Annotated in this window: 10 protein-coding genes; 1 reads left to right on the forward strand and 9 read right to left on the reverse strand. The window is 65.4% G+C overall.

Translation table 11 applies throughout. The features are described 5' to 3' along the window. Window positions 1–142 precede the first annotated feature (142 nt). On the forward strand, window positions 143–1,594 hold the full coding sequence (locus O3298_RS10175) for an OmpP1/FadL family transporter (RefSeq protein ID WP_305059205.1): 1,452 nt from the start codon (window positions 143–145) through the stop codon (window positions 1,592–1,594). 83 nt (window positions 1,595–1,677) lie between these two features. On the opposite strand, the gene O3298_RS10180 is transcribed toward O3298_RS10175, so the two are convergent. Genes O3298_RS10180 through wrbA form a run of 9 tightly spaced genes read right to left on the reverse strand, consistent with a single transcriptional unit; the run spans window position 1,678 to window position 11,882 of the window. Then, complete coding sequence (locus O3298_RS10180) at window positions 1,678–2,769, reverse strand: low specificity L-threonine aldolase (RefSeq protein WP_305059206.1); 1,092 nt, start codon at window positions 2,767–2,769, stop codon at window positions 1,678–1,680. Window positions 2,770–2,781: 12 nt separating this feature from the next. Continuing rightward, a complete protein-coding gene (gene leuE / locus O3298_RS10185; protein WP_305059207.1) occupies window positions 2,782–3,456 on the reverse strand; it encodes a leucine efflux protein LeuE in 675 nt (224 codons plus the stop codon). A 12-nt stretch (window positions 3,457–3,468) separates the two neighbouring features. Then, window positions 3,469–5,322, reverse strand: coding sequence for an ABC transporter transmembrane domain-containing protein (locus O3298_RS10190; RefSeq protein WP_251348417.1), 1,854 nt, complete (start codon window positions 5,320–5,322; stop codon window positions 3,469–3,471). A gap of 34 nt (window positions 5,323–5,356) precedes the next feature. Continuing rightward, window positions 5,357–6,433 (reverse strand): carotenoid 1,2-hydratase, encoded by a 1,077-nt coding sequence (locus O3298_RS10195; RefSeq protein WP_289914471.1) that lies wholly within the window; start codon window positions 6,431–6,433, stop codon window positions 5,357–5,359. Continuing rightward, window positions 6,433–9,024, reverse strand: a complete 2,592-nt coding sequence (locus O3298_RS10200) for an FtsX-like permease family protein (RefSeq protein WP_305059208.1) — start codon at window positions 9,022–9,024, stop codon at window positions 6,433–6,435. Before O3298_RS10200 ends, O3298_RS10195 begins: the two co-directional genes overlap by 1 nt. After that, on the reverse strand, window positions 9,012–9,440 hold the full coding sequence (locus O3298_RS10205) for a DUF4124 domain-containing protein (RefSeq protein WP_305059209.1): 429 nt from the start codon (window positions 9,438–9,440) through the stop codon (window positions 9,012–9,014). Before O3298_RS10205 ends, O3298_RS10200 begins: the two co-directional genes overlap by 13 nt. Then, the gene (locus O3298_RS10210; protein ID WP_305059210.1) at window positions 9,437–10,852 is read right to left on the reverse strand and encodes an FAD-binding oxidoreductase; all 1,416 of its coding nucleotides are present in this window, start codon (window positions 10,850–10,852) and stop codon (window positions 9,437–9,439) included. The genes O3298_RS10205 and O3298_RS10210 overlap by 4 nt, the downstream gene beginning before the upstream one ends. 11 nt (window positions 10,853–10,863) lie before the next feature. Further along, window positions 10,864–11,274: a DUF2069 domain-containing protein gene (locus O3298_RS10215; protein WP_289914475.1), complete on the reverse strand. Its 411-nt coding sequence runs from the start codon at window positions 11,272–11,274 to the stop codon at window positions 10,864–10,866. Beyond that, on the reverse strand, window positions 11,274–11,882 hold the full coding sequence (wrbA, locus tag O3298_RS10220) for an NAD(P)H:quinone oxidoreductase (RefSeq protein ID WP_099668485.1): 609 nt from the start codon (window positions 11,880–11,882) through the stop codon (window positions 11,274–11,276). Before wrbA ends, O3298_RS10215 begins: the two co-directional genes overlap by 1 nt. Window positions 11,883–11,925 lie beyond the last annotated feature (43 nt).

An 11,925-nucleotide genomic window follows, 5' to 3' on the forward strand; every position in this document is an offset into this window, starting at 1 on the left:
TTTTTCTAAAAAATATTATATGCTTCGCTCATGCCGTCAGTGAATTGGAGTTCACGGCGGCAAGAAAAGTGCAAGACGGGGCAGCTGGATATGCCCGCGATAGTGTGCCGAAGACAATTTCATATAATAAAGAGAGACCAACTTGAAACATAAATATCTGCCCCTCCTGATCGTTGCCGCATTCGCCGGCATTTCCTCCACCGCACAAGCATCGGGCTATCGTTTCGGCTCGCAAAGCGTTTCCGCCCAGGGCACGGCCGATGCCAGCGGCGCCGAAGCGGCCGACGCATCGACCATTTTCTACAACCCGGCCGGCCTGTCGCGCCTGGAAGGCACGCAGTTCGTTGGCGGCGGCACCATCGTCGTGCCGCATTCGACCTACCAGGATGCGAATTCGAAGGCGTTTTATCCATCCGTCAACCGCGCCCCATTCGCCGCCACCAAGGATTACGCTCCGGATGCGGTAGTCGCCCCTGCTTTGTACGCCAGCAAGAAAATCAATGACCAGTGGACTGTCGGCGCCGGTCTGTTCGTGCCCTATGGCGCCAAGCTCGACTATGGCAAGGACTGGTACGGCCGCTATGCGATCACCAACATCAAGCTCGAAGCCATCGCCCTCAACCCCTCCGTGGCATTCAAGCTGGACCAGCACCACTCGTTCGGTTTCGGTATCACGGCCGAATACATGAAGGCGGAACTGGGCCAGGGCGTGGACGTGCCCGGTTCGGTTGCTTACTTGCACGACAAGGCGCCAGCAGCATCGGAGGCTTTCCTGAATTACATCGGCAGTACGCAAGGTCAGGCTGCCAAGCTTGCAGCGGGACTGGCGTTGCAGGGCGCCAAGGATGGTCATGCCTCAATGGATGGCCACGACTGGGGCTTCGGCTTCAACCTCGGTTATCTGTACCAGATGAATGAAGGCACGCGTTTCGGTATTTCCTACCGCTCGTCGATTTCGCACAAGCTCAAGGGCAGCACGATCTGGGATTTCTCGCAAGTGACAAGCAACCCGGCCGTGAACGCCTTCATCGCCAAGGCATCGCGGAAGGTCAATTCCGAGGCGCTGGTCGAACTGCGCACGCCGGAAACCCTGTCGGTCAACGCCTTCCACCAGATGGATGATCGCTGGGCCTTGATGGGCGACGTCACCTGGACCCGCACTTCGCGCCTGCAGAACCTGGACATCCAGTTCCCGCCGACGCCCGAAGGCGCCGAGCGCATTCGCCAGAACTGGAAAGATACTTACCGTGTCTCGCTGGGTACCAACTACAAGTACAGCGAGAGCCTGATGTTGCGCGCCGGTATCGCGCACGACCAGGCCCCGGTCCGCAGCGCGGAACTGCGCCACCCGGCCTTGCCGGACAGCGACCGCATGCAGTACTCGATCGGCGCGAACTGGAAGCTGAACGCCAATTCCTCGATCGACCTGGCCTACAGCTATATCGACTTCAAGGATGCGCCGCTGAACTACAAGAACGGCTGCACTCCGGTGTCGCCAATTACGGCCGCGTGCACCGGCAACGGTGAAACCACCAAGGGCCTGTTCAAGACCCGCATGCAGTTGATCGGTCTCGCTTATAACTACAAGTTCTAAGCAGGTAGTGGCGGCCAACCCGGCCGCCATGAAAGAAAAAAAGCGCCTTCGGGCGCTTTTTTTTTGGGTGTCACGATTGTCAATTAATCCCTGGCGCGCATGGCCTGGTCCAGCAGGGTCAAGGCCAGCCGCACGCTGTCGTCCGGCAGTTCCAGCAACTGGTCTCCCACATACCATTCCACCACGCTGTATCCGGGGAGGGCTGCGTGGCTGGCGCGGCTGAACAGCCAGATGCCGTGGTCGGCGGCCACCTGGTTGCGGATGGCGATGGCCCGTTCGCGCGAGACGGGCAAGTGCAGGTGCAGCATGTTCGCTTGCGGACTGGCGGGGTTGACGGCAATGGCCGGGAAGTCGCGCAGCAGCGCGTACAGCCACTGCGTGCGCGCAAAATACCGCGGCATGGCGGCGAGGCGCGCGTCGAACTGCATGGCGGCGGCCACCACCCAGGGCGTGCGGTGCACGATATTGCCGCCCTGGCGGCGGAACCATTCGCGCGCCCGTTCGACGAACGGCCGGCTGCCGGCCAGCATGGCGCCACCGAGGCCGCCGATGCCTTTGTACAGCGACACATACACGGAATCGAATCCGTCGCAGATGGCGGGCAGGGACTGGCCGAAACCCGCTTGCGCTTCCCACAGGCGCGCGCCATCCATGTGCAGGTGAATATTGTGCTCGCGGCAGTGCTGTTTGATCTGGCTCAAGTCTTCCCTGGAAGGGCACTGGCCGCCGATTTCGCGCATCGGCAGTTCCAGCTGCGCGGCGCCCAGATGATCGGGCACGGCGCGCAAGTCGTCCACCGTCCACGGACGGTGCGGGTCGCCGATCATTAAACCCTTGAAGTGATCGAGCAATTCATGGTTGCCCCGCTCGTGGCGCAGGATGTGCGAGGTGGGATGCAGCGCCACCAGGCGCGAGCCCCGGTCCTGGCACGCCAGGCGCAGGGCCGTGACCTGCGTCATGGTGCCCGTGATGCAGAACACGGCCGCCTCGAAACCGAGCAGGCTGGCAATCTTGTTCTCGAACTGTTCGATCAGCGCGCCTTCGCCATAGGTATCGTGCGCCACATCGTTGGCGTCGCACCAGGCGGCCATGGCGGCGAAGGTGGCGCTTGGGGCGGGCTGGCGGTGGCCCGGCAGGACGGTGTGGCAGCGCTGGCGCAGTTCGAGTTCGGTCACGGCGATTCTCCCTTACAGGGTGGCCGTGGCCAGTTTCGCGCCAAAGCCGATGAACATGGCGCCCACGCCGCCGCCCATGCCTGCCGACAGGCGGCGACGGCGGCGGAAGGTCTCGGCCAGTCGCGCGCCGACAAAAATGATGGCCGTCAGGTAGGTAAAGCTGATCACCTGGCAGATCAGGCCCAGGCCGATGAAGGACAGCACGGGATTCGGGAAGGCCGGGTCGACGAACTGGATGAAGAAGGAAATGAAGAACAAAATGGCCTTCGGGTTCATCAGGCTGATGATCAGGGCCTTGCGGAACGGGTCGCTTTCCTTGGCGGGGGCAGGGACGGCCGCCGCTTCGCCTTCGGCAGCGCTTGGTGCGCGCAGCTTGCGCCAGCATCCGATCAGCATCTGCAGGCCGATCCAGCCCAGGTAGGCCGCGCCGATGTATTTCACCACGTAGAACAGGGCCGGGCTGGCCTTGAGCAGCGAGGCCACGCCGCAGGCCGACAGCACCATCAGTATCAGGTCGCCGGCGAAGATACCGAAGGCGCCCTGGTAGGCGGGACGCACGCCGCGCTGCGCGGCGACCGACAGCACATACATGGAATTGGGGCCGGGCAGGATGACGATGAAGATGGTCCCCAATAAAAAGGTCCAGAAATCGGTGATGCCCAGGTTGGCGTGGAAAAGTGCGTTCATGGCTGTTTTTGCTTAGTTGATCTGTACGTTGTGAAATTGCAGTGCGGCAAGGTTCGCATAGATGCCTTTCATTGCGACCAGCGACGCATGCGTGCCCGTCTCGACGATCTTGCCGTCTTCCATGACGATGATGCGGTCGGCGCGCTGCACGGTGGCCAGGCGGTGGGCGATGATGACCGTGGTGCGGCCTACCATGGCCGCTTCCAGCGCCTTTTGCACCAGGCGTTCCGATTCCGCGTCCAGCGCGCTGGTGGCTTCATCGAGCAGCAGCAGCGGCGGGTTTTTCAGCAGGGCGCGGGCGATGGCGATGCGCTGGCGCTGGCCGCCGGACAGGCGCACGCCCCGTTCGCCGAGGAAGGATTTGTAGCCGTTCGGCAGGCGCTCGATGAATTCGTGGGCGGCCGCCATCTTCGCGGCCGCGATCACTTCCTCGTCGCTGGCGCCGGCGCGGCCGTAGCGGATGTTTTCCATGGCATCGGCCGAGAAAATCACGGTATCCTGCGGCACGATGCCGATGGCGTCGCGCAGGGTGTGCAAGTCCAGCTGCTTGATATCGACGCCATCGAGGCGGATGCTGCCGCTTTGCGGGTCATAGAAGCGCAGGAACAGCTGGAACAGGGTGGTCTTGCCGGCGCCGGAAGGGCCGACGACGGCCACCGTTTCGCCGGCGCGGATGTCGAGGCTGACGTGGTCCAGCGCGTGGGTGTCCGGGCGCGACGGGTAGGAGAACATGACATTGTCCAATGTCAAGGCGGCGCCGGTGGCGGCGCGCGCGGGCAGCGGCAGCGGCGTGGCCGGCGAGGCGATTTCCGATTTGACGGCCATCAGTTCCAGCAGGCGCTCGGTGGCGCCGGCGGCGCGCTGCGCTTCGCCCATGACTTCGGACAGGGCGCCGATGGCGCCGGCCACGATGGAGGCGTACAGGATGAACTGGCCCAGGTCGCCGCCCGTCATCGAGCCTTCCAGCACGGCGCGCGCGCCCAGCCACAGCACGAAGACGATGGTGCCGAACACCAGCAGGATGGCGATCATGGTCAAGAGGGCGCGGGCGCGGATGCGGCGCATGGCCGTCATGAAGGCGCCTTCGACGGAGTCGCCGAAGCGTTTCGATTCGATTTTCTCGTGCGTGAACGCTTGCACGGTGGGCATGGCGTTGAGGATTTCGCCGGCCATGGCCGACGCGTCGGCGATGCGGTCCTGCGAGTCGCGCGACAGCTTGCGCACCTTGCGGCCAAACACGATGATGGGCACGACGACGAGGATCAAGAGGCCGATGATGATGCCCGCCAGCTTGGCGCTGGTGACGAACAGCATCACCAGGCCGCCCAGGAACAGCAGCACATTGCGCAGCGCCATCGAGATGCTGGTGCCGACGACGGCCTGTATCAGGGTCGTGTCGGTGGTGATGCGCGACAGGACTTCGCCCGTCTGCGTGGTTTCAAAGAATTCGGGGCTTTGCGTGACGACGTGGCGGTACACGGCGCTGCGGATATCGGCCGTGACGCGCTCGCCCAGCCACGACACCGTGTAAAAGCGCGCGGCCGTGGCCAGCGCCAGGATGGACGCCACGCCGAACAGGGCGAGGAAGACCAGGTCGACGTGCTGGATGCTCTTCGAGCCGGCCGCGCCGCCGAAACCGAGGTCGATCATCTGCTTGAAGGCGGCGGGAATGGCCAGGGTGGAGGCGGCGGCCACCACCAGCGCGATACCGGCCAGGAAGAACTGCTTGCGGTACGGCGTCAAAAAGGGCATCAAGCCCTTGAAGGCGGCCAGGCTGCCTTTTTTCAGTTCGCGGCTGGTGCCGGTGTCGGGAGTCGATGCGGTGCTTGCTGTACTGGTACTGCCTGTTTCTGTGCTGGTTGTCATTGTTTTTCGCTTTGATTTACATATTCGGTAGTGCTTACAACTTCATCGGCTGGACGTAGCCCGTCATTTCCAGGTAGGCGCGGCCCACGGGCTGGCCGTCGCGCTCCACCGTCACGGCGCCTTCCCAGTACACGGCGCCCGTCGAGCGGCGCGAATCGAGTTCCTGGTCCGCTTGCAGCGGCTTGATCTGCCAGCGCGTCGCGCCCGTGCGGATCTCGGTGGCGACCGGGTATTCGGCCTGCGTGCGGGGCGAGCGCCACAGCTGCGTGGGTGTGAAATCGACGTCGCCGGGCGCGAACTGCGTCATCTTACCGGACGCGTCGCGCCATGTCGCGTGCGCCCATAGTTTAGCACCTGTCTTGCTGCGGATCTGGAAGGCCATCAGGGCGCCGCCGTCGTCGAGGTTGGCACCTATCCAGTTCCAGCCGCTGGCGTCCGCATCGAGCACCTGGCTGGACCACTCGTGATCGAGCCAGGTGGCGCCCGTCACGGCTTCCGGCTTGCCGCCCGCGCGCGCGATGGTGCCCGTCGTGCGCAGCTGCGGCTTGCTGTAGTAGTAACTCGATTGCGCGAGCCGGGCGCCCTTGCGCGAGTAGCCGCCAACGCCTTGCAGCAGCACGGGCTGGGTGGGCGCGAGGGTCAGCTGCAGGTTGAATTCGCGCGCGGCCAGGCTGACCCGGTAGCTGCCATCCGTTTGCCGCTGCATGCGCCAGTCGTCGAGTTTCACGTCCGTGTCGCCCACCTTGGCGTAGGCCAGGCCGAAACCCTCGCGCGCGCTTTTCTCGTCGTGCAGCAGCTTGCCGACCTTGGGATCGGACAGGGCCGCATGGCCGATGATCAGCTGTTTCGGCGCAAACGCGCTGGGGTTATCCGTATCGGTGGCCGTGGCGCTGCGAAAGAAGGTCACCTGGTAGCCCAGCTGCTCGCCGCCGGCCGTTTTGACCCATCCCGTGGCGTACCACCATTCCGTTTTATACGCGGGGTGGGCGCCGAAGTCGTGCGGCAGGCGCAGGGTTTGGCCGGCCGGCAGCGGCGTGACGGGGGCAAAGGCGGGCGGCGCGGCCAGCGCAGGTAGCGCCAGCGCCAATGACAAGATGAAAACACGGCGCATTACCAGTCCTCCCTGACGGCGCGGATGGGGCCAGCGGACAAGGCTTGTCTGCCCGCGATCAGCGCCGTGGCGGCGGCCGCCGTCAGCAGGGCGCCGGCCACGGTGGCGATCAATGGCCACGGCAAGTGCAGCTGCATGGTCCAGTGGAACGATTGCGGATTGACGATGAAGACGAGCACAAAGCTGATCAACAGGCCCAGGATGAAACCGGTGGCGATGCCCAGCGCCGTCAGCGCGCCTCCTTCGAGCGCCAGGATGGACAAAATCTGCCCGCGCGTCACGCCCACGTGGCGCAGCATGCCGAATTCGCGGGCGCGCGCCAGGGTTTGCGCGGAAAACGTGGCGGCCACGCCGAACAGGCCGATGACGATGGCGATGGCTTCCAGCAGATACGTGACGGCGAAGCTGCGGTCGAAAATCTGCAGGCTCAGGGCGCGGATGGCCGACGGATTCGACACTTCCAGGCTGGCGCCGAACGGCAGCGCTTTCAGGCGCTGTTGCAGCGCGTCGCCCGTGGCGTCCTTGGCCAGCCACAGGGCGGCGTCGCTGACATCGAGGTCGCCCGTCAGCGCGCGGTAGTCGTCCAGCGGCATCTGGATGGCGCCGGAAGAGCGCGCATAGTCGCGCCAGATGCCGGCGATGAAGAACTTGTGCAAGCCGCCTGCCAGCGGCAGGGCTATCTGCTGGCCCGGTTTGACGTTGTACAGGTCGGCCGCCGCCTCCGACAGCCACACGGGTTTTACCCCCACCGGCACGGGTAAGGTTTCACCCACCAGCACCATGCTCTTGCCCGGATCGGACAGCAGGATCGGGCGCGCCAGCAGCACCACATTCGGACGGTCGGGCGCCAGCGACAGCGAGCGCAGGCGCTGGAAATCCACCCTGGCCACCTCGGGCAGGGCGGTGATGCTGGCCTGTTCGCGCGGGTTCAAACCCGCCGTGCCGCCGCTAGCGGCCGTGCGCGCATACACGTCGGCCGGCAAGATCTGCAGCAGCCAGTCGTCGACGGAAACGCGGAAACTCGACACCATGATGGCCATCGCCACCATCAGGCTAAAACTCGACAGCACGCCGCCGAGGGCGATGCCCGCCTGGCCCGAGGCGTGCGCCAGGCGGGCCAGGGTCAGGCTGCGCACGGGCGCATGCTGGCTGGTCTCCGTGCGCAGCCAGGCGCGCTGCAGGAAACGGAAGACGACGGCGGCCAGTTGCGGCATCAGGGCGATGGCGCCGATCAGCAGCAGTGCGATGGACAGATAGCCGAACAGGGGCAGCTCGAACACGGGCGGCAGGAAGGTCAGGGCGCCGGCCAGCAGCAGGCAGACCAGCGCGGGCCAGGTTTTCGCCAGGCGCGTCGTCACGACTTCCTCGCTACCCGATTTCAGGGCGATGGCGGGCGCCGCGCGCGCCGCTTCCAGCGCGGGCGCGGCGCAGCCCAGCAAGGCGACGCCGAGGCCGAGGATAAAGTAGACGAAGGCGGCGACGGGCGTGAACTGCACCTGCGGCTGCACGCCCGCGAAATAGCCGGCGCCCAGGTCGCCGCCGAAGAAGCGCAGGGCCACGGCCGCCATGGCGTAGCCGCCCGCGATGCCCAGACCGGCGCCGACGATGCCGAGGCTGGCGCCTTCCAGCAGCACCTGGCGCAGCAGCCGGCCCCGTTCCATGCCCAGCACGCGCAGCAGCGCGAACTGGCCGCGGCGGCGGATGACGGACAGCGCCTGCGTGGAAAACACGAGGAACGCCCCCGTAAACAGGGCGACGAGGGCCAGCACCGTCAGGTTGACCCGGTAGGCGCGGCTGAGGTTATTGTTGCGGCTATTCTGGTTTTCGTCATTCGGCTGGCCCACCTGGAAACGCCCCGGATATTGCGCTTCCAGCGCCCGCGCCAACTCGGCCTGGAAGGCGTCGCGGTTGACGCCCTGGCGCAGTTTCAAGTCGATGCGCGACAGCTTGCCCAGCTTGTTGAAGCGCCATTGGGCCGCGCCGATATCCATCACGGCGATGCGCTGGCCGGCGCGCGCGCGCTGCAGCGAACCGGCCACGCGCAGCGGCACCGTGCCCGTGCCCGATTGCAGCGCGACTTGGCCGCCTTGGGCTACATTGAGCCAGCGCAAGGCGGCCGGCGATAAAAAGACGGCGTCGTCGGCCAGGGTGTCGAAAGGCTGGCCTTCGGCCGGTGCGCCGATCAGGTCGGGCGAGATGAAGCCGGCGCGGAAGACGTCGAGCGCCAGGATGTGCAGCGGGCCGCCGTCCTTCTTGCCCGCCACCGTGGCCTGCAGTTCCAGCACGGGCGAAGCGACGGCCACGCCGTCGCGCTGTGCCAGCCATGGGTAGATGGCTTCGTCGAACAGCGCTTCGCGCCCCGCCACCTGCACGTCGGCCTGGCCGGACAGGCTTTTGACGGCCGTGGAAAATTCATTGAAGGCAGCCGCGTTGATCAGGTGGATGGCAAATCCCAGCGATACGCCGATGGCGATGGCCAGGATGGCGACGAGGGCGCGCACGGGATGCGCGCGCCATTCGCCCAGCAGCAGCCAGCGCGACAGCAGGCGCGTGCCCGCAGGATCGGCTGCCGGCGCACTCAATGCAGGCATTCGACGGCCAGGCGTTCGCCGGCGCGCCGTGCTTTCAATTGCGCCGCATCGCGGTTCCTGTCGCCCGCGCCGACGGCGTCCTGCGCCGCCCATTTCTGTTCCAGGCGCAGCTGCGCGCAGTGCTTCTCGTGGACTTCCTGCTGCCTGGCGCCCCGTTCGCGCGCCTGGTCTTCCAGCTGCTCCTGCTTCTTGCGCGCCGCTTCCATCTGGCTGGCCACCCGTTCCTGGCGCGTGGCGGCGCCCTTGTCGACGGCGGGCGGCGGCGCGGGGATTTCCAGGATTTGCAGCTGGCCGGCCGTGCATGGCGTGGCGCTATAGCTGCTCTGGCCATCCTTCACGCACTTGTAGACGTCCTGCGCACTGGCGGAACCGGTCAGCAAGGCCATGGCGCATAGCAGGAGGGACGACGGCTTCACAATATCTTCCCCGGATTCATGATGTTCTGCGGATCCAGCGCCTGCTTCACGGCGCGCATCAGCTGCAATTCCAGCGGCGACTTGTAGTGGGCGAGATCCGCCTTTTTCAGCGCGCCGATGCCGTGTTCGGCCGAAATCGAGCCCCCAAAAGCGTGCACCTGGTCATGCACGATGCGGTTGATCGCATCCTGGTTGGCGAGGAAATCCTGGTCCGTCATGCCGGCTGGCGGCGCCACGTTGTAATGCAGGTTGCCGTCGCCCAGGTGGCCGAAGCACACGAGCTGGCAACCGGGGAAGGCTGATTCCAGGGCCGCATCTGTGATGGCGATGAAATCGGCGATGCGGGAAATCGGCAGCGAGATGTCGTGCTTGATGTTCTTGCCCGCCTGCGCCTGCGCCAGCGGGATGTGTTCGCGCAGCTGCCACAGTCCCTCGGACTGCGCCACGGAACTGGCGACGACGGCGTCTTCGATCAATTCGACTTCCAGGGCCGCACCGATGCTCGCTTCCAGCAATTCCACGGCGTGCGCCTCGGACTGGCTGCTGGACAATTCGAGCAGCACATATTGGCCGTGCGCGTCGGCGAAAGGGCGCGGCAGCTGCGGGAATTGCTCCGCCACCAGCTGCAAACAGTACTGCGACATCAGCTCGAAACCCGTCAGGCTGGCGCCGCAATGGTCCTGCATCAGCGAGAGCAGGCGCAGTGCGTGGGAGGGCGAGGGCATGGCGGCCAGCGCCGTGATGCAGGCTTTCGGCTGCGGGTACAACTTCATGACCGCGCCGGTGATAATTCCCAGGGTGCCTTCGGCGCCGATGTACAGGTCGCGCAAATCGTAACCCGTATTGTCCTTGCGCAAGCCGCGCAAGCCGCTCCAGATCTCGCCCTGCGGCGTGACCACTTCCAGGCCCAGGCACAGCTCGCGCGTGTTGCCGTAGCGCAGCACGGCCGTGCCGCCCGCATTCGTCGCCAGGTTGCCGCCGATGGTGCAACTGCCTTCGGCCGCCAGCGACAGGGGAAACAGGCAACCGGCGGCGCTGGCTGCTTCCTGGATGGTTTGCAGGATGCAGCCCGCGTCCACCGTGATGGTGCGGTTGACGGGATCGAGCGCGCGGATGCCGTTCAGGCGCGCCAGCGACAGCACGATGGCCGTGCCGGCGGCGTCCGGGATGCTGCCCAGGACCAGGCCCGTGTTGCCGCCTTGCGGCACGACGGGGACGCGCCATTGCGCGCAGGCGCGCAGGATTGCTGCCACTTGTTCCACGGTGGCGGGGCGCAGCACGGCCAGAGCCTTGCCCGTGAAACGGTCGCGCCAGTCGGTGAGGAAGGGCGCCGTGTCGGCGTCCAGGGTGAGGACGTAGGCGTCGCCCAGCAGGTCGCGGCAGGCGGCGAGGAAGTCGGCTTGGTCAGTCATGGGATTGTCGTTCATTTCTTGATGCTCACTTTAGTCACTTTTTCCAGCAATTCCCTGGCCATGCGCTTGGCCGCCTTTTTATATGGGCGCAGATACAGCACGGCGCAGGCAAAATAGATGCAGACGATGGCCGCTTCGCCCCAGGCCATCCGGGCCGAGACGGGGTTCGTGTCGCTGTAGCCGCGCACCACGCCTTCCGTGAAATACAGCAGGATGACCATCGACGACCATTGCAGGGTGTAGACGTCGCGCTTGATGACGCCATACAGGGGTATGAGCAGGGGCGCCGCCTTCAGGACGACCCAGGAGCCGCCCGGCTGCAGCGGCGCGACGATGGTTTCCCACAGTACGCACCAGACGATCAGGGTGACGAGGCTGGCGATGGCGCCCCAGTGAAAATATTTGTGCAGTGCGCCGTGCATCACGCGCCCGCCAGTTTTGCGGCGTTTTCCGCCAGGCGCCGGCCCAGGGCGATGGCCAGGCGCTTTTCATCGTCGCTCAATGCCTTGTCGCCGTCTATGCCAGACCAGTGCGTGGCGCCATACGGCGAGCCGCCCGTGGACGTCGTCATCAGTTCCGGATGCGTGTAGGGCAAGCCCATGACCAGCATGCCGTGGTGGAAGAGGGGGATCATCATCGACAGCAGGGTCGATTCCTGGCCGCCGTGCAGGCTGCCCGTGGACGTGAACACGCAGGCGGGCTTGCCGGACAGGCTGCCGGCCAGCCAGTCGCTGGCCGTGCCGTCCCAGAAGTACTTCATGGCGGCGGCCATGTTGCCGAAGCGCGTGGGCGAGCCCAGGGCCAGGCCCGCGCACTCCTGCAAGTCTTCCAGTTCCACGTAGGGCGCGCCGTCAAGGGGCACTTCGGGCGCCGTCGCTTCGGTGACGGTGGAGACGGCGGGCACGGTGCGCAGGCGGGCGTCGCAACCGGGCACGCTTTCCACTCCCTGGGCTATCAACTCGGCCAACTGGCGCGTGGCGCCATGGCGTGAATAAAACAATACGAGAATAATCAGATTGGTTGGCTTCATCATTGGTATTATAGGGCGCTTTACAGCCTGATACGACTGCTGT

The organism is Janthinobacterium sp. SUN137, from assembly GCF_030587265.1.
Lineage (GTDB): Bacteria > Pseudomonadota > Gammaproteobacteria > Burkholderiales > Burkholderiaceae_D > Janthinobacterium > Janthinobacterium kumbetense.

Bases quoted from the DNA above. Each gene is read 5' to 3' on its own strand.
- wrbA (WP_099668485.1), bottom strand. From the start codon at position 11,882: ATGAAGCCAACCAATCTGATTATTCTCGTATTGTTTTATTCACGCCAT.
- O3298_RS10215 (WP_289914475.1), bottom strand. From the start codon at position 11,274: ATGCACGGCGCACTGCACAAATATTTTCACTGGGGCGCCATCGCCAGC.
- O3298_RS10190 (WP_251348417.1), bottom strand. From the start codon at position 5,322: ATGACAACCAGCACAGAAACAGGCAGTACCAGTACAGCAAGCACCGCA.
- O3298_RS10200 (WP_305059208.1), bottom strand. From the start codon at position 9,024: ATGCCTGCATTGAGTGCGCCGGCAGCCGATCCTGCGGGCACGCGCCTG.
- O3298_RS10195 (WP_289914471.1), bottom strand. From the start codon at position 6,433: ATGCGCCGTGTTTTCATCTTGTCATTGGCGCTGGCGCTACCTGCGCTG.
- leuE (WP_305059207.1), bottom strand. From the start codon at position 3,456: ATGAACGCACTTTTCCACGCCAACCTGGGCATCACCGATTTCTGGACC.
- O3298_RS10210 (WP_305059210.1), bottom strand. From the start codon at position 10,852: ATGACTGACCAAGCCGACTTCCTCGCCGCCTGCCGCGACCTGCTGGGC.